At 67.3% G+C, this 17,553-nt stretch carries 15 protein-coding genes and 2 pseudogenes; 5 read left to right on the top strand and 12 right to left on the bottom strand.

Going from position 1 to position 17,553, the window contains the following annotated elements; translation table 11 throughout:
* Window positions 1-73: 73 nt before the first annotated feature.
* A pseudogene (locus AC2VOR_RS03880) lies at window positions 74-613 on the top strand (recombinase family protein); the annotation flags it as partial.
* A 752-nt stretch (window positions 614-1,365) separates the two neighbouring features.
* On the opposite strand, the gene AC2VOR_RS03875 reads toward AC2VOR_RS03880, so the two are convergent.
* The 3 genes from AC2VOR_RS03875 to AC2VOR_RS03865 are packed head-to-tail and all read right to left on the bottom strand — an operon-like array spanning window position 1,366 to window position 2,527.
* Entirely contained in the window at window positions 1,366-1,635 is a 270-nt protein-coding gene (locus tag AC2VOR_RS03875; protein ID WP_486963227.1) for a hypothetical protein, read from the bottom strand.
* Window positions 1,632-2,384: a helix-turn-helix domain-containing protein gene (locus tag AC2VOR_RS03870; protein ID WP_486963226.1), complete on the bottom strand. Its 753-nt coding sequence runs from the start codon at window positions 2,382-2,384 to the stop codon at window positions 1,632-1,634. Before AC2VOR_RS03870 ends, AC2VOR_RS03875 begins: the two co-directional genes overlap by 4 nt.
* Window positions 2,336-2,527, bottom strand: coding sequence for a helix-turn-helix transcriptional regulator (locus tag AC2VOR_RS03865; RefSeq protein ID WP_486963225.1), 192 nt, complete (start codon window positions 2,525-2,527; stop codon window positions 2,336-2,338). Before AC2VOR_RS03865 ends, AC2VOR_RS03870 begins: the two co-directional genes overlap by 49 nt.
* Window positions 2,528-2,736: 209 nt before the next feature.
* Here AC2VOR_RS03865 and AC2VOR_RS03860 point away from each other — a divergent pair, with 209 nt between their 5' ends.
* Complete coding sequence (locus tag AC2VOR_RS03860) at window positions 2,737-3,045, top strand: helix-turn-helix domain-containing protein (RefSeq protein ID WP_486963224.1); 309 nt, start codon at window positions 2,737-2,739, stop codon at window positions 3,043-3,045.
* On the opposite strand, the gene AC2VOR_RS03855 is transcribed toward AC2VOR_RS03860, so the two are convergent.
* A complete protein-coding gene (locus AC2VOR_RS03855) occupies window positions 2,956-4,053 on the bottom strand; it encodes a tyrosine-type recombinase/integrase (protein WP_486963223.1) in 1,098 nt (365 codons plus the stop codon). The two genes, AC2VOR_RS03860 and AC2VOR_RS03855, sit on opposite strands and share 90 nt — an antisense overlap.
* 145 nt (window positions 4,054-4,198) lie before the next feature.
* On the opposite strand from AC2VOR_RS03855, the gene AC2VOR_RS03850 reads away from it, so the two are divergent.
* Both AC2VOR_RS03850 and AC2VOR_RS03845 read left to right on the top strand, forming a co-directional pair.
* Window positions 4,199-4,711 (top strand): mycothiol transferase, encoded by a 513-nt coding sequence (locus AC2VOR_RS03850; protein WP_369740859.1) that lies wholly within the window; start codon window positions 4,199-4,201, stop codon window positions 4,709-4,711.
* 10 nt (window positions 4,712-4,721) lie between these two features.
* Window positions 4,722-5,576, top strand: coding sequence for a hypothetical protein (locus AC2VOR_RS03845; RefSeq protein WP_369740858.1), 855 nt, complete (start codon window positions 4,722-4,724; stop codon window positions 5,574-5,576).
* Here the strand turns inward: AC2VOR_RS03845 and AC2VOR_RS03840 are convergent.
* The 8 genes from AC2VOR_RS03840 to AC2VOR_RS03805 form a co-directional block, all read right to left on the bottom strand.
* Window positions 5,573-7,246 carry a cytochrome c biogenesis protein DipZ gene (locus AC2VOR_RS03840; protein WP_486963222.1) on the bottom strand — a complete coding sequence of 558 codons (1,674 nt, stop codon included), beginning with the start codon at window positions 7,244-7,246 and terminating at the stop codon, window positions 5,573-5,575. The two genes, AC2VOR_RS03845 and AC2VOR_RS03840, sit on opposite strands and share 4 nt — an antisense overlap.
* A 7-nt stretch (window positions 7,247-7,253) precedes the next feature.
* The gene (locus AC2VOR_RS03835; RefSeq protein ID WP_486963239.1) at window positions 7,254-10,070 is read right to left on the bottom strand and encodes an MMPL/RND family transporter; all 2,817 of its coding nucleotides are present in this window, start codon (window positions 10,068-10,070) and stop codon (window positions 7,254-7,256) included.
* A gap of 59 nt (window positions 10,071-10,129) precedes the next feature.
* Window positions 10,130-10,552: an MmpS family transport accessory protein gene (locus AC2VOR_RS03830; RefSeq protein ID WP_369741776.1), complete on the bottom strand. Its 423-nt coding sequence runs from the start codon at window positions 10,550-10,552 to the stop codon at window positions 10,130-10,132.
* Window positions 10,553-11,140: 588 nt separating this feature from the next.
* A complete protein-coding gene (locus tag AC2VOR_RS03825; RefSeq protein ID WP_369740856.1) occupies window positions 11,141-12,424 on the bottom strand; it encodes a phosphatidylserine decarboxylase family protein in 1,284 nt (427 codons plus the stop codon).
* A gap of 88 nt (window positions 12,425-12,512) precedes the next feature.
* On the bottom strand, window positions 12,513-12,962 hold the full coding sequence (locus AC2VOR_RS03820; protein ID WP_369740855.1) for a DUF5078 domain-containing protein: 450 nt from the start codon (window positions 12,960-12,962) through the stop codon (window positions 12,513-12,515).
* Window positions 12,963-13,038: 76 nt separating this feature from the next.
* Window positions 13,039-13,965: a crotonase/enoyl-CoA hydratase family protein gene (locus AC2VOR_RS03815; RefSeq protein WP_369740854.1), complete on the bottom strand. Its 927-nt coding sequence runs from the start codon at window positions 13,963-13,965 to the stop codon at window positions 13,039-13,041.
* Window positions 13,966-13,976: 11 nt separating this feature from the next.
* A complete protein-coding gene (locus AC2VOR_RS03810; protein WP_407685286.1) occupies window positions 13,977-14,288 on the bottom strand; it encodes a hypothetical protein in 312 nt (103 codons plus the stop codon).
* Between the two features lie 219 nt (window positions 14,289-14,507).
* On the bottom strand, window positions 14,508-16,538 hold the full coding sequence (locus AC2VOR_RS03805) for a prolyl oligopeptidase family serine peptidase (RefSeq protein ID WP_486963221.1): 2,031 nt from the start codon (window positions 16,536-16,538) through the stop codon (window positions 14,508-14,510).
* 67 nt (window positions 16,539-16,605) lie between these two features.
* Here AC2VOR_RS03805 and adh point away from each other — a divergent pair.
* A pseudogene (gene adh / locus AC2VOR_RS03800) lies at window positions 16,606-17,553 on the top strand (aldehyde dehydrogenase); the annotation flags it as partial.

The raw sequence follows: 17,553 nt of genomic DNA, 5'->3' as shown, positions 1-17,553 counted from the left end.
GATTGACACTCGTCTATCAACATCATAGGGTCTAGTTTGACGGTTTGGTTTGCAGTCGAGCCAGGAGGACGGCATGGGCGAGCGAGTCGGATACCAAAGGGTCAGCACACTGGGGCAAAATGCAGAACGCCAGCTCGATGGCGTCGCGGTTGACAAGACGTTCAGCGATAAGGCCAGCGGTAAAGACACCAACCGCCCCGAGCTGGCACGCGCTCTCGAGTATCTACGCGAGAGTGACACGCTGGTTGTTCACTCGATGGACCGCCTGGCCCGCAACCTTGAGGACTTGCGCCGTACCGTCAGAGAACTTACCGGCCGTGGCGTCAAAGTCGAGTTCGTAAAAGAGTCGCTGACTTTTGCCGGTGATGACTCGCCGATGAATACGCTACTGCTGTCAATGCTCGGTGCGGTCGCTGAGTTTGAACGCTCCCTGATCCTCGAACGGCAGCGCGAGGGGATTGCCCTCGCTAAGGCCGCTGGCAAGTACCGGGGCCGCAAACCGTCGCTGACGGATGCTCAAGTTCACGAGCTGCGCGCGAGACTGGCTGGCCGCGAGTCTGTTACGTCACTGGCGAAGGAGTACGGGATAAGCCGTCAGACCGTTTACAACTACAAGACCGGCCTAATAGAGGCGTCTCAGCGCAGACCCAGCTCCCTCAACAGCGCCAGCTCCTTGGCGAAGGGCGGCTCCCTACGCGCCCTTCGGATTGGCTTAGCTACTGGCCGTGGGGTTCCCCCGTCGCCATCGTCGTACCGCACGTAGGGCCTAATGGGGGAACCTGATCGCCCCTCACGCCATCGCCGATAATGCGATGTACAAAGGCCTCGGGAGTGGGCGCGCCTGCCGCAGTCGGTTTGTTTGCAACACTTCATCGCCTATCCAATCTCCTTGGAACGCCAGTGCCCGCAGGCGTTGTCGCCGTGCCGTGCTGGCCGTACGCGCTGTGCCAGTTGTGCCAGTTATGCAAAGTGGCACAACGTGTCCCGGTGGTACGCACACATGCCCATGCCCAAACCCGGCTCGCAATGCCATCCCCTCGGCCAGCGGTCAGCAGACCAGCAACGCGCCGCGAACTGGGCCGATGGGAACTCGACAAAGAGAGCCCCTGCGACCGGCATGGACGGTCGACGTTTTCCGACCACCGGATGCCAGCTACTTCGCATTCCCACCGTCGCCCCCCGGGCGCATAGCAGCAGGTCAGTGCAGTGACCATGGTTGCCTGGGGTACACCCCCTGCCGCGCAGCGGCCGGGACACCCCGTGCAAATACCTCTCTCTCCCTCCGGCGAAAATCCGGTCGGACTTATGCAAATGCAATTCGGTTCTAGATACCGGCGGTGCCGTGCTGAAACATGTCGTCGTCGTTCACGCGTGCACGCGGTCTGCCAGTTCGCAGATGCGTTCGTAGATGGCTCTAATCCAGTGAGCGGCATGGAGGCGGTGCTGCTCCCACTCTTCGCTCAGGTCAGGACCTTCGGGCAGTGAAGGGGGGATGTATTCGATGCCAAGCCATTCCGCGATTGGACTAGGGTCACCCAGGCGGGCCAGATACTGGAAGCAACGCTTACGGTCCCGGCGGTCCGTGCCGGTCAATGCCTCTTCCACGCGGGCCGTGTATCGGCTCTTGTGGCTCATGCGCTTTCCCTCTCTGCGGCAAAGGCGTAGAACGCCTCCGTGTCGTCGTATTCGGCGTCGGCGAAGGTGTTGGGTTCGGTGCCAATTGTATTGGCCCGGAGGGGGTGTGGGCCGGGTCGGGATTCGGGTGCATCCGGCCAGTCATCTGTTCCCCCTTCCTTGCGCCGCGATAGCGGCCTGGGGGCATCCCATCCGGGGTCGCAGTTGTCCAGCTCTTTCCATCTAGGGTCGTTGTCCCAGCGGGAAGCGAGCGAAGGATCTGATATAGACGGATCTGATGTAAACGGATCTGATACAGGATCTGGTAGGTGCTCACCAGTGAGCGGTAGGTCGGCCCAATTTGAGCGGTAGGGCTGCTCGGATTGAGCGGTAGGTGCCTCAGATTGAGCAGTAGGCTTCCGCTCACCAGTGAGCGGTAGGTCAGGCAGTGTGAGCGAGTACACGGACGCTAGGGCAACAGCACCGACATTGTGGCCGCGCGACTCCTGCACGACGTACCCGTTCTTCTCTAGCCATTTAAGATGCCGCCGCACGGTGCTCTCACCCATGCCGCAGTCAGTAGCCAGTCGGGGGATGCCCGGGTGGGCGTTGCGTCCGTTCTCGTCGGCGTAGTCGGCCAGTACCCGCAGCACCAATTGCGGGGCGGTCGCGAGCCCGCGTAGGCCTTTGAGGTAGGCGAACTTGCAGAACCTGTTGCCGATCAACGGATGCCGCCGCGCGCCGAGCGAGTGAGCTGGTCCTGTAGCCATGAGTCGATGTCCAGTTTCGGGTAGTACACACGCCCCACGATCTTGTAGCTGCGCGGGCCGCGATTCTCTCGCCTCCACATGTCGAGTGTGCGCGGACTGACCTTCAAGTAGGCCGCCGCTTCCTGTCTCGTGAGTCGGTCCATAGGTCTGCTCCCCGTATTACTGGTGCTACTAAGAGATGGCGTATTCGCCTGTGACGCAATTTATCTCGCCTACCTTCAAGTTTATCGCACTTTTCTCAGCAGGGATTCGTGCTGGTCAGCCAGTTGTGCCACATGACGGTACGTTGGCACAACTGGCACAACTGAGAATCTTCCGTTTTCCGGGAACCGGAAGGTGTTTCACTTGAACCATGACAGCAGCACCCGTCGGAGCGCCCCGGCTATACAGCGTTCCCGAAGTCTGCGAACTGCTCCAATGCGACTCGGAGGACTGGCTGAAAGACCGTGTGCGCTCAGGCCTTTTCCCTGCGCGGCGCGTCTGCCGTCACCTACGTTTCTCTGTGGATGACATTAAGGCCATCATCGCGGCGTGCGCGGTCGCCAAGGACAACGACCTGCCCGTCCCGACGTCACGCCAGCGCCGCCAGAATGCGGTCGTCGGCGTCCCCGGCGACGTGGGCGTAGGTCGACAGCGTGATCGACACGTTCGAGTGTCCTAGCCGCTTTGAGACGGCAACAATCGGTATGCCTGCGTCGATCAGCCGGGAGGCGTGCGTGTGCCGCAGATCGTGCAGCCCAGGCCTGCGGTGCTTCGGTAGCCCGCTCTTGGCCATTGCCTTAATCCACACGTTCTTGCGGAAGCTGTCCGCGTTGACCGCGTAGCCCGTGTCGTTGGTGAACACCAACGCCCGCGACAGGTCCAGCTTTTCCAGCACGGCGGGCGACACCGCTATCGTCCGTTCGCTGGCTGAGGTCTTGGCGGCTCCCAGATCGAACGGGCGGTTTCCCTGGGCATCGGCTCGTCTGCTGTAGGACTTGTTGAACGTCACCGTCCCGGCACCAATGTCGGCGGGGGTTAGTGCCAGGGCTTCCCCGATCCGGCATCCAGTGGCCAAGAGGAACTCAATCAGCACACGGTGCCGCTCGGGCACTGCCGCCACCACTTGGGCCGCCTCGTCGCGTGACAGGAACACTGCCTGCTTGCCGGGTTGGCGGCGCGGGAGGCGCACCCCCGGGCCGCCCGAGCGCGACGCCTTCCGCGCCGGGTTGGCAATCAGCTCACCGCGACCAATAGCGGCCGACAGCGACGCCTTTAGGACCATGTGGGCCTGCTGGATCGACCGGCCCGCAATGGTCAAGCCGTTAAGCCACGACTGCACATCATCGACCGTCAGCTCGGCGATGGGCACCTCACCCAGCACGGGGTTGATGGTGTGCTTCGCAATGATGCGGTACTTGTTGGCGGTGTCCAGTGAGGGGCGAGTGGCGGCGTAGCGTTCCAGCGTGGCAGCCACCGTCGGCGAGGTCGGTGCTACCGGCTGCGGCGCGGTCCTGCCGACCCGCTCCAAGGCTTCAGTCACCCCGAGCGCGTCAATCAGCCTGACGAATTTCTCAGCGCTGCGGCGGTCCGGGAATGTGACCGCCCCGGCGCTGCCGTCGGGATGCCTGTAGCGGACCTTCTGCCCGTCTGGGAACCGGTTGCTCGCCCGGGGTGCGATGGATGCCATGACGGGGACGATACCACGATCCTGTGTCCAATGGTGTGTCCAATTCTTCTACAGCGCAGTTCAGACTAGATAGACGTACCCCTAAATAATCTACGACCGTCGCCGGGGTCATGCCAGGGCCGCGGCCTCCCGTAAGGTCGGCAATATGGCCGACCCCGACGCCGCCGTTCAGGAACTCCTCCGAGACGCGTTCACCCGGCTGATCGAACACGTCGACGACCTCACCGGCGGCCTCACCGACGAGGTTTCCGCCTATCGCCCCACCCCGAGCGCCAACAGCATCGCCTGGCTGCTCTGGCACAGCGCGCGCGTGCAGGACATCCAGCTGGCGCACGTGGCCGGCGTCGAGCAGGTGTGGACCCGCGACGGGTGGGTGGACCGGTTCGGCCTGGACCTGCCGCGCGACGACACCGGCTATGGCCACGGCGCCGACGAGGTGGCCAAGGTCCGCGCCCCGGCCGGCCTGCTCTCCGGGTATTACCACGCGGTGCACAAGCTGACCCTCGAATACATCGCCGGCGTCACGGCCGACGAGCTGGCCCGCGTCGTGGACACCAACTGGGATCCGCCGGTGACGGCCGGCGCCCGGCTGGTGAGCATCCTCGACGACTGCGCCCAGCACCTGGGCCAGGCCGCCTACGTGCGGGGGATTCAGTAGGTTCGTTGCCGTGCGGTTCGCGGTGACGGCGCTGTTGTGGCTGGCCACCACCGTGGCCCTGGGCGTGGCCGTCCCCGCGGCATGGGCGCAGGTCCACGTCGTCGACGAGCGCGGATTCGCCGCGCTGGCCCACAAGGCTGCGGCCGACCCGCGGCTGCAGTCGGCGATGGCCGACGAACTCGCGACCCGCACGATCGCGCTGATCGCCGCCCGCGGCGGGGGGCGCTACCGGGTCGACGGTCCCCGGGTGCACGCCGCCGCCGCCGCGTTCACGGCGGGCCCGGCCTTTCCGCCGCTGTTCGCCCAAGCGAACAGGGCCGCGCACGCCTGGGCGTTCACCGACCCGCGCTTCGGGCGGGCCGGCACCGCGTGGGCCGTCGACGTGTCGCCGATGCTGCGCGACGGTGCGCTGGCGCAGTTGCTGGCCGACTACCGCGTCACGGTGCCCGCGGACCTGACCGTGGCGCTGACGCAGGCGGGACCGCCGCTGCGGCAGGGCCAGCTGAGCCGGCTGTCCACCTGGGGGCCCTGGCTCAGCATCGGCGCGGCGGCGCTGGCCGTGGTGTGCGCCCTGCTGACGCTGGCCGCCGCGCGTCGCCGCGGCAAGGCGCTGACGAGCTTGGGCGTGTCCGCGCTGCTCGTCGGCGCGGCCGGCTGGGCCGGCACCGAGGTCGCAGGCCGGCGCGTCGACGGCGCGCTCCGGCGCGGCGGCGGCGACATCCGCCGGGTCGCCGAGGCGATGGTCGCCTACGCCGAGGCCGGGGTGCGCCTGTGGCTCGACGTGACGCTGCTCGCCGGCGTCGCGCTGGTGGTGCTCGGCGTGCTGGTCGCGATGGCGGGCAGCCTCGTGCGGAAGGGCGGCTAGCCGAAGGTGAACGAAAAGACTTGCAGGCCTTGGCTGACCGACATGTCCAACCGGTCGCGGTGGGCGGTCGGGTCGGACACGATCTGGTGCAGCGTGGGCGGCCCGCCGATCGGCGTCGTGGTGGTCGCGCCGTCGCGGGTCACGGCTATGCTGCCGGTGCCGCCGACGACCACGTACACGTCCTTGCCGGTGTAGTTGAGCCGGACGGCGGCGTCCTCGCTCTCGGCGGTGGCGCCCTGGTCGTCGATGGTCCAGCGGCCCCGCAGGGCGAAGCGGTCGTCGGGCAACGTTGCCGGGAAGCCGAATGTGGCGGTTCCGGAGTCGTATCGGCCGGCGCCGCCGTAGTAGATGGCCTTGCCCGCGCCCAGGTAGGTCTCGGGCGTCAGCCTGGTGCGCGGCGTGTCGTCGGCCGCGCCGGAGGCCGGGGGCAGCCGGACGCCGGGGTCGGCGGCCACCAGCAGCCGACGGATCAGCTTCTCGGTGCCGTCGTAGTCGCCCTCGCCGAACTTGGTGTGCCGCACGTTGCCGTCGGCGTCGATCAGGTACTCGGCCGGCCAGTACAGGTTCTGGTAGTTGTTCCACGTCGCGTAGTCGTTGTCCAGGGCGACGGGGTAGGTGATGTGCAGCGCGTCGGCGCCGCTGGCCACGTTGGCGGGTACCCGCTCGAAGGCGTACTCGGGGGTGTGCACGCCGATCACCACGAAGCCGTCGCCGCGATAGCGTTCGTACCAGCCGACGACGTGGGGGATGGCGCGCTGGCAGTTGATGCACGAATACGCCCAGAAGTCGATCAGGACCACCTTGCCCCGCAGCGAGGCGAGGTCGATTGGCTTGCCGTCCGGGGTGTTCAGCCAGCCCGTGATCCCGGTCAGCGCCGGCGCCGGCCCGCACTCCTGCAGCCGGTCGGCGCCCTCGATGCAGTCGGCCAGCCGCCCCTTTGCGCCACCCGGGTCGAGCTCTCGACGAATGTTGTTGGCGCCCAGGCCCTTCTGCATGGCGCTCGTGTAGTCGGGGATGGCGCGCTGCAGCATCGCCGGCAGGTTGAAGACCAGCGCCACGGCCAGCACGATCATCGTGAGCCCGCCGGCGACCCGGATCGCGCGCTGCCGGCGGCGGAACGCGGCGACGCGCTCGGCCACGCGCCGGCCGGCCAGCGCGAAGACCAGCAGCGGCAAGGCGGTGCCGATGGAGAACATCAGCGTCAGGACGAGGACCGGCGCGCCGATCGACGCGGTGCCCCCCGCCACCACGATGGCGGCCAGCACCGGGCCCGCGCACGGCACATACAGCGCGCCCAGCGTCAACCCGAGCCCGAATCCGCTTCTCCGGGAGGCGAATCGGGGTTGCGGTAGGCGCGCGAACGGCCGTTCGATCAGCTGCTGCAGCGGCGGAAAGATCAATCCCAGGCCGATCAGGGTCAGGATCACCAGGGCGGCCCACCGGATCGCGTCCTGCGGCAGGTGCAGCGCCGACAGCAGCGCCGAACCGGCCAGGGTGACCGCGCCGAAGCTGCAGACCAGGCCCGCTATCACCAGATACGGCCGGGCGGAGGACCTTTCGCCGGACGTGTCCACGCCGGAGAAGAACACCACCGGAAGCACCGGCAGGATGCACGGCGAGATGCCGGTGATCAGGCCGCCGAGGAACCCGATGAGCGCGATCGTGTCCATCGCGGGGCTAGTCGCTGTAGGCGTACGAGCGGTCCGGCGCGGGGGGCCGGACCGGGACCCGGGGCGGCCGTGACCGCACCCGGATGGGCCACCAGAACCAGCGTCCCAGCAGCGCGGCGATGGCCGGGGTCATGAAGGCGCGCACGATCAGCGTGTCGAACAGCAGGCCCAGGCCGATGGTGGTGCCCACCTGCCCGACCACTCGCACGTCGCTGACGACCATGGACGCCATGGTGAACGCGAACACCAGCCCCGCGTTGGTGACGACCTTGCCGGTGCCGCCCATGGAGCGGATGATGCCGGTGTTCAGCCCGGCGCCGATCTCCTGTTTGAACCGCGACACCAGCAGCAGGTTGTAGTCCGACCCGACGGCCAGCAGCACGATGACCGACATCGCGATCACCAGCCAGTGCAGCTGGATGCCCAGGATGTGCTGCCAGAACAGCACCGACAACCCGAAAGAGGAACCCAGCGACAGCGCGACGGTGCCGACGATGACCGCGGCGGCCACGAACGCGCGGGTGATGATCAGCATGATGATGAAAATCAGGCACAGCGAGGAGATTCCGGCGATCACCAGGTCCCATTTGGCGCCTTCGGAGATGTCCTTGAACACGGCCCCCGTCCCGCCGAGGTAGATCTTGGCGGCCTCGAGCGGGGTGCCCTTCAGCGACTCCTCGGCCGCGGTCTGGATCTTGTCGATGCTGGCGATCCCCTCGGCCGATGCCGGGTCACCGCGGTGCAGGATGATGAACCGCGCGGCGTGCCCGTCGTCGGACAGGAAATTGTTCATCGCCCGCTTGAAGTCCTTGTTCTTGAACACCTCCGGCGGCAGGTAGAACGAGTCGTCGTTCTTGGCGGCGTCGAAGGCATGCCCCATCGCGGTGGCGTTGTCGCTCATCTGGTCCATCTGGTCGAAGATGCCCGCCATGGTGCTGTGCATGGTCAGCATCATGGTGCGCATGTTGACCATGGTCTCGATCATGGGCGGGAACTGGGCGATCATCTGCGGCATCAGCCGGTCGAGCTCCTTGATGTCGCCCACCAGAGTCGTCAATTGGTCGGTGATCTCGTCCACGCCGTCGACGGCGTTGAAGACCGACCGGATCGACCAGCAGACGGGGATGTCGTAACAGTGCCTCTCCCAATAGAAATAGCTGCGGATCGGCCGCCAGGTGTCTTCGAAGTCGGCGATCTCGTCGCGCAGCTGATTGGTGATCTGCTGCATCTGTTCGGTGTCCCCGACCATGCGGTGGGTGGTGGCGACGAGTTGGGTCATCAGGTCGTACATCCGCCGCATGGTGGCTATCGTCTTGGCCATCTCGTCGGCCTGGGTGAGCATGTCGTTCATCCGGTCGCGCTGGTATTTCATGTTCTGCAGCTGACCGGCGTTCTGCATGCTGAGCTGAAACGGGATCGAGGTGTGGTCCAGCGCGGTCCCGTCGGGGCGGGTGATCGCCTGCACCCGGGAGATTCCCGGCACCCGGAAGATGCCCTTGGCCAGCCGGTCCAGGATCAGGAAGTCGGCCGGATTGCGCATGTCGTGGTCGGTCTCGATCATCAGGATCTCCGGCTTCATCCGGGCCTGCGAGAAGTGGCGGTCGGCGGCAATGAAGCCCGCGTTGGCGGGAATGAAGGTAGGCAGGTAGTTGCGGTCGTTGTAGTTGGCCTGGTAGCCGGGCAGGGTCAGCAGGCCGACGAGGGCGACCGCGCACGTGACGGCCAGGATCGGTAGCGGCCAGCGCACCACCGCGGTCCCGACCCGCCGCCAGCCCCGCACCTTGAGCAGCCGCTTGGGGTCGAACACCCCGAACCGGCTGCCCACGGTCAGCACCGCCGGCCCCAGCGTGAGCGCCACCGCCACCGCCACCAGCATCCCCACCGCGCACGGCACGCCCAGGGTCTGGAAGTACGGCATCCGCGCAAAGCTCAGGCAGAACGTGGCCCCGGCGATGGTCAGGCCCGAACCCAGGATGACGTGGGCGGTCCCCCGGTACATCGTGTAGAACGCCGTCTCGCGGTCCTCGCCGGCCTGGCGGGCCTCCTGGTAGCGGCCGATGATGAAGACCCCGTAGTCGGTGCCGGCCGCGATCGCCAGCGAGGTGAGCAGGCTGACCGCGAAGGTGGACAGCCCGATCAGCCCGGTGTGCCCGATCAGCGCCACCGCACCCCGCGCCGCGGTCAGCTCGAAACCGACCGTGACCAGCAGCAAGAACACCGTGAGCGGCGAACGGTAGACGAACAGCAGCATCACCAGGATCACCCCGACCGTGGTCAGCGTGATCTTGGCCATCGACCTGTCGCCGCTGTGGTGCAGGTCCGCGGCCAGCGCCGACACGCCGGTCACGTAGGCCGTGAGCCCCGGCGGCGAGGGCACGCTGTTGACGATCTTGCGGACGGCCTCGACGGACTCGTTGGCCAGCGGCTCGCCCTGGTTGCCGGCCAGGTTCACCTGGACGGTCACGGCCTTGCCGTCGTTGCTCTGCGCGCCCGCCGCCGTCAGCGGATCCCCCCAGAAATCCTGGACGCTGAGCACGTGCGTCTTGTCCTGCCGCAACTTGCGGATCATCTCGTTGTAGAACCGGTGAGCGTCGTCGCCGAGGGGCTGGTTGCTCTCCAGCACGATCATCGCCGAACTGTCGGTCTCCCCCTCCTTGAACACGTGGCCGATGCGTTTCAGCGCCACGAACGACGGCGCATCGGACGGGCTCAGCGACACCGACCGCTCCTGCCCGACGTCCTCCAGCGACGGGACGACGACGCTCAAGAGGGCGGCGACGGCGATCCAGAACAGGATGATCGGCACCGCCAGGGTGTGGATCATCCTGGCCAGGAAGGGCCGGTCGGTGTGGGTGGCGTCGGCCGGCCCGGGGACCGGGGCGCTCACGCGGACTTCACCAGGCAGAAGGTGTAGGCGTTGACCTCGTGGGAGACGCGCTCGGCTTTGACCTCGCCGTCCACCGTGATCCGGCAGCCGAGGGTGTCGCTATCACCTTGCGCCACAAGGTTTCCCATTACCGCGGCCTTCGTGGTGCTGATGTGCAGGGACCACGGCAACGAAGCCCCGTCGACGCGTTGCGGGTCGCCGTTGACGTCGAAGTAACTGATGTCCGCGACGGCCCCGGGCGGGCCGAAGACCTCGTAGGTGATCTGTTTCGGGTTGAACGGCTTCGGGCTCTCCAGGTTGCTGTCGGCGTAGGACGGGCGCTTGGTGGAGCCGAAGTAGCCGTGGACCCGGTACACGATGAATCCCCCGACGAGCACCACCGCCAGGACCACCAGCGGAATCCAGGTCCGCGAGAGCAACTTGAAGATCGGAGTCCCCTTCACCGTCGGCATTCCGGCCGGGCGGACCGGGTCCGCCCGGCCGCTCGAGCACGCTTCCACTGCGGATCGCCGCGTCGCGCCGGCCGCCCCCGATCCCGGTGGTGGGTCAGCCGTAACACAACCAAGGCTTACCTAAGTAAATCACGGTGCCGTAAGCCTGGGGCGGACGGTCGACCTCTTCCCTCGCGCCCCTGAAGTGTAAGGCGTATCACGTGCGTAACGCGAAGCCGCGAAAGCCGGTCAACACGTCGCACGGCGTGCGCCGCGTGCGGGGGCCGGCCGGGATCAGTCAAATCACTCACACCTGTGCTCTGCGGCTTCACGCGCGCCGAGGGCGGCATGCGATCCGGCGCGGCGGGTGACACCCAGCTTCGGGAACAGCCGATACAGGTGCGCGCTGACGGTGCGCCCCGCCGTCGCGCTGGTGTAGCCGTTGCCGCCGCCACGGCCGCCGACGCCTCCTCCCGCCGCCGCGACGGCTCGCGCGGCGACGGGTCAAGCGTCGCGTGTGGCGGGCGGCCCGGGATCAGTCAAATGACGCAATCTCGGGGCCGTGCGGCCCCGGCGCTACCGGGGCTGCACGGGTGCGACGGCGAGCTTGGCGTTCACCAGGATCGTCGGCGCGTCCCCGTACTCGGACTGGGGGATGGCCGAGAAGTTGAAGTCGGCGATCGCGCCGGGGCGGAAGACCAGGCAGTGCGTCGAGCCGCCGAACTGGAAGTAGCCGAGTTCCTCGCCCTTGTCCACGTGGTAGCCGGGTTTGATGTGCTGGCCGATCAGGGTGGAGGACACCTCGCCGATGCCGACCGCCACCAGCGCCATCAGGCCGATGACGGGATTGTCGGCCTCGATGAGCAGGATCGCGCGCGCCGAGACGTGGGCCATGTAGGACTGGGAGTCCGGCGGCTTGAGGGCGTCCCAGCTCTTGGAGACCGTCTCCGAGAAGTAGGTGCCCGGCTGGACGAACGCCCGGACGATCGTCCCGGCCACGGGGCTGTGCCAGTGGTGATACTTCATCGCCGACAGGTACGCCTGGTAGACGGTTCCGCCGACGAACTGGTCCACCGACTCGTCGTTGGCCAGCATGTCGCACAGCGAGTACGGCTGGTGCTTGATCCAGAACCGGTCGCGATGCGCGATGTTGGTGGCGATGCGGTAGGGCGTCGACTCGCAGGCGCTGACGATCACGCTGTCGTCGTCCGGCGAGGCGACCGGCCGCTGGCCGTCCTTGAGGCGCCGGGTGAAGAAGTCGTTCCAGGATTTGAAGCCCCAGTGCTCGTCGTCGGGGTCGTGGACGAACTGCTCGATGCCCAGCGTGTGGCGCGCCTTCTCGGATTTCCAGCCCTTCGGGGAATCGTTGAGCACGTACAGCGAGTCGGGGCTGTCGAGGAACTCGCACCACGCGCCGAGGATCTTCTTGATCATCCCGTTGATCCGGGGGTCGCGGAACGCGGCGAAACCGGCCGGGGTGGTCGTCGCCCAGTCGAGGACCGCGCTCAGAGGGATGATCACCGCCTCGTCGCCGAACTCCGGGGCGATCGTGAGGACCTCGTTGATGAGACGCAGCATCTGGTCCACGTCGTGCAGGTGGCGGTTGCGGTATTGCTTGGTGCGCGGCACCTGGTCGATCATCTCGTTGACGTACATGTTCACGACGGGGTCGTCGTCGATGAGTTGCCTGAACTCCTTGAGCACCGGGTGCAACTCGGTCTGCTCGGCCTTGAGCTCGGCCCGCTTCCGGTGGCCGTGCAGCCACGACTCCAGCGTCTCGTGGTTCTCCGGCAGCCAGCCAGCCCGGCGGCGCACGTCCAGGTCAACATTCACATCGACATCATCGGCATTGATCGTCATGACGATCAGCCTTCCCCCGCCCCCGGCGGGTCAAACAGAATGCCTCGCGAACGACGCGGGCCGCGCTACCCGGGTTCGGTGGAAACCCTCAGCCCCAGTTCCACACCGACATGTCGCCGGGGGGGTAGTTGTTGCACACGTCGGTCGCCTTGGCTACGACGCCCTTGTTGTTGAAGAAGAGCTTCATGTGGTTGCGCCAGCCCCACCACAGCGGGTCGATCTGGTCGTAGAAGTGCTCGGAGTACTCTCGGCGCCCGGCCGGGTTCATGCCGAAGAACCAGTGCACCTTGTCCTGGGTCGCCTGCGCGTACTGCTGGTGGTTGTTGTAGTCGATCATGTAGCGCTCGTAGTACACCGGGCTGGTGTCCCGGGCGGCCGCCATGTACTGCTCGGCGTCGCAGGTGGTCGCGATCATCCGGCGGGGGATCGGGAAGTCTTCCGTGGAGTCGGCGGTGGCGGTCGTGGGGAAGACCACGGCGGCCAGGGCCAAAGCGAGTAAAACGGCGCCCGCACGCAGGCCAGAGCTCAGCCGAGACATAGTCGTTACCGTAGCACTTCCGGGGCACGGGCGTAGGGGCCCTTGGTCATATTCGTGACTTTTATAGTACAGCTCACTATCCATCGTTATCAGGGACGATGACGTGTGTGGGATCGGGCCGCAGCTCCGGCGGGGCCTGGCTGTAATCCCCGAACGGGCCGTCGCGGCGCTCGACGGCGGCCCGCACGCCCTCCGTCTCGGCGGTGCGGACGAAGTCGAGAGCCTCGGGGGTGTTGCGCATCAGCCCGTCGAGGATGCCGCCCAGCATCTGGGTGGACGCCAGGCCCATGTTCTCGTAGGCCTGGTTGACGATCAGTTTCTGCGCCCGCAACTGCGACAGCGGGATGCATGCCAGCTCGGCGGCGATCTCGGCGACGCGGGCCTCGAGGCGCTCGAAGGGCACCGCCTCGTTGATCAGCTCGACCTCGGCGGCCTGCACGCCGCTGAGCGGGCGGCCTGTCAGCGAGTGCCACTTGACCCGGGCCAGGCTGAGGCGATACAGCCACATCCCGGTCAGGTAGGCGCCCCACATCCGGGCATACGGGGTGCCGATCACCGCGTCCTCGCTGGCGATGACGATGTCGGCGCACAGCGCGTAGTCGCTGGCCCCGCCGACACACCAGCCGTGCACCTGCGCGATCACCGGCTTGGAGGCACGCCAGATGGCCATGAACTTCTGCGTCGGCCCGGTCTCGCGCGCGGTGACCATCGCGAAGTCCTTGCCGGGGTCCCACCGCCCGTCGGTCGTCATGGCCTCGCCCCAGTGTCGGAAGCCCCTGCCGAAGTCGTAGCCGCCGGAGAAGGCCCGGCCCGCGCCGCGCAGCACGATGACCTTGATGCCGTGGTCGCGTTCGGCCAGGCCCACGGCCGCCTCGATCTCGTCGGGCATCGGCGGGACAATGGTGTTGAGCTGCTCGGGGCGGTTCAGCGTGATGGTGGCCACCGGGCCGGCCGTGGTGTAGAGCAGGGTTTCGAAGCGGGGTGCCGGCTCGCCAGGTTTCATAGCCCGGCAGCCTACGGATCCGGCTGTCGATTCTCCGGCGTCGACGCGTAGATGCGGCCGTTGATCTTGAGGTACGGCGTGCTCAGGTAGGCCGAGAACACCACTATGGCCACGAAGACCGACGCCGCGAGGATACCGTTCGGCCAGATCTTGCCCACCCCGATCGCAAAGCAGACGATGCCGACGATCGAGGTCGTCCAGTAGTACCGCCGGCCCGCCCGGCGGTGGGTGATGTAGCGGAAGCGTGCCTGCGTTGCCCCGGCCGCGATGCCGATCAGGCCGGTCACCAGCAGCGTGAGTTCGATGCGTTCGATCGCTGACACGTCGATGATCCTATGTTCGGGGACCGGCGCCTGCGCGCCCACCGGACCAGCAGGGCGACGGCGACGGGCGGCCACGGCGGCCGGCGCGTACCTCTGGTAGCGCTGGACCGCGCGCCGATGTGGTCGCCGGCCGGGTGCCCGGCCAGCACCCAGAGGCGCACCCACGCGACGGCGCCCGACGGGGCAACTGGGCAGCAGGGTGCCCTCCGGGCGCGGTGGCTAACCGGAGGACCCGGGCAACGTGCGGTGCAGGAACGAATAGCTCAGCGCCGCCTTGAACGCCAGTTGCTCGTTGTCGGCCGCCCCGGCGTGTCCGCCCTCGATGTTCTCGTAATACCAGACCTTGTGCCCGGCCGCCTCCAGGGCCGCCGTCATCTTACGGGCATGGCCAGGATGGACGCGGTCGTCGCGCGTGGACGTGGTGATCAACACCGGGGGATAGCGCCGCGATGCCGAAATGTTTTGGTACGGAGAGTATTCGGAGATGAACTTCCAGTCGTCGGGATTGTCCGGGTCGCCGTACTCGGCCACCCATGAGGCGCCGGCCAGCAACAGGTGGTAGCGCTTCATGTCCAGCAGTGGCACGTCGCAGACCAGGGCGCCGAACTTCTCCGGGTACTTGGTCAGCATGATGCCCATCAGCAGCCCGCCGTTGCTGCCGCCGCGCGCGCCGAGCCGTTCCACCGTCGTGATGCCGCGGGCCACCAGGTCGGTTGCCACCGCGGCGAAGTCCTCGTCCACCTTGTGCCTGCCCTCGCGGATCGCCTGGGTGTGCCAGCCGGGCCCGTACTCGCCGCCGCCGCGGATGTTCGCCAGCACGTAGGTGCCCCCGCGGGCCAGCCACAACCGGCCCAGCACGCCGTTGTAGGCGGGCGTGTTGGCGGTCTCGAAACCGCCGTAGCCGTACAGCAGCGTCGGGCCAGGTCCCGGCGCGTCGGCGGGCCGCACTACGAAGTAGGGGATGGCGGTGCCGTCAGCCGATTCGGCGAAATGCTGTGCAACGTCGAAGTTTTCGGCGTCGAAAAACGCCGGTGCCGACTTGATCGCCTCGAGTGGTCCCGCGCCGGTGCCACGCATCAGCCGGGACGGGAAGACGAATCCGCTGGAGTCCAGGAAGAACTCGTCGCCCTTCCCGTCGGCGGCGGCGATCACCGTGTTGGTCGCGGCCGGGATGCCCGCCACGGGCTCGCGCCGCCAGGTGCCCGGCCTGGCGATCTCGACGCGGCTGGCCACGTCGGCCAGCGTCACGATCAGCAGGCGGTCCCTGGTCCAGGCGTAGTGATGCAGCGCGGTGTGCGCGTCGGGCTCGAACACCACCTGCAATTCGGCTGTGCCCGAGAGGAATCGGTCGTAGTCGGCCGCCAGCAGTGCCCCGGCGCGGTACGTCGCGGTGCCGTGGTACCAGTCGCTTCGCAGCTCGATCAGCAGCCACTCGCGGTGTACCGACACGCTCGCGTCGGTCGGCGCGTCGATGCGGATCAGTTCCGGTCCGCGCAGTTCGTAGATCTCCTCGTTCCAGAAGTCGACCGCCCGTCCCAGCAGGGTGCGCTCGAACCCCGGGGTGCGGTCCACCGAGGCGGAGACTCGCACGTCGGTGGCCGCGCCCTCGAAGACGGTTTCCGCGTCGGCCAGCGATGTGCCCCGGCGCCAACGCTTGACCACCCGCGGGTATCCGGACTCGGTGAGCGAGCCGGCGCCGAAGTCGGTGCCCACCAGTACGGTGTCGGGGTCTTCCCACGCGATCTGCGACTTGGCCTCCGGCAGCTCGAATCCTTCGGCGACGAATTGCCTTGTGATCATGTCGAATTCGCGGACGATGGACGCGTCGGAGCCGCCGGGGGACAAGCCGACCAGCGCGCGCGTGTACTCGGGCTCGATGACGCCGGCGCCCGCCCACACCCACTTCTCGCCGTCGGCGCGGCCCAGTTCGTCGACGTCGATCAGCACGTCCCACTCGGGGGCGTCGGTGCGGTAGCTGTCCAGGGTGGTGCGTCGCCACAGCCCGCGCGGGTTGGCGGCGTCGCGCCAGAAGTTGTACAGGTGCTCGCCGCGACGCACCACGTAGGGAATGCGGGCGTCGGTGTCGAGCACCTCGAGCGCCTCGGCGCGCATCCGTTCGAAGCCGGCGTCACGGAATTCCGCCAGCGTGGGGGCGTTACGTGCACGCACCCAGTCCAGCGCCTCGTCGCCGCTGATGTCCTCGAGCCACAGATACGGGTCGGCGCCCTCGGCGGCAGCCTCAGATGTCATGGCAGCCATTGTGGCCCCGGCGGTACTGTGAGGTGTGTTACAGCGGTGAGAACGAGGAGCCGAGCAGATGACTGTTTTCGCGCGTCCGGGTACGGCCGGGGCATTGATGTCGTATCAGTCCCGGTACGAGAACTTCATCGGGGGGCAGTGGGTCGCACCGGCTGGCGGCCGGTATTTCGAGAACCCGACGCCGGTGACTGGCCAGACCTTCTGCGAGGTGGCCCGCTCGGATGCGGCCGACGTCGAGAAGGCGCTCGACGCCGCGCACGCGGCGGCACCGGCCTGGGGCAAGACCGCGCCGGCCGCGCGGGCGGGGATCCTGACCAAGATCGCCGACCGGATGGAGGAGAACAAGCTCGCGCTGGCGGTCGCCGAGGTCTGGGACAACGGCAAGCCGATCCGCGAGGCCTTGAGCGCCGACATCCCGCTGGCGGCCGACCATTTCCGGTACTTCGCCGCGGCGCTGCGCGCCCAGGAGGGCTCGCTGAGCCAGATCGACGAGGACACCGTCGCATACCACTTCCACGAGCCGCTCGGGGTGGTGGGGCAGATCATCCCGTGGAACTTCCCGATCCTGATGGCCGCCTGGAAGCTGGCGCCGGCGCTGGCGGCCGGCAACGCGGTGGTGCTCAAGCCCGCCGAGCAGACGCCGGCGTCGGTGCTCTACCTGATGTCGTTGATCGGTGACCTGTTGCCCGCGGGGGTGGTCAACGTCGTAAACGGGTTCGGCGCCGAGGCCGGCAAGCCGCTGGCGTCGAGCAACCGCATCGCCAAGATCGCGTTCACCGGCGAGACCACCACCGGGCGGCTGATCATGCAGTACGCCAGCCAGAACCTGATCCCGGTCACCCTCGAGCTCGGCGGCAAGAGCCCCAACATCTTCTTCTCCGACGTGATGGCGGCGCACGACAACTTCCAGGACAAGGCGCTGGAAGGGTTCACCATGTTCGCCCTCAACCAGGGCGAGGTGTGCACCTGCCCGTCGCGCAGCCTGATCCAGTCCGACATCTACGAC

Source organism: Mycobacterium sp. TH-M103, from assembly GCF_057473785.1.
The sequence above is the reverse complement of the archived record's forward strand: the minus strand, read 5'-3'. Positions and strand labels throughout refer to the sequence as shown.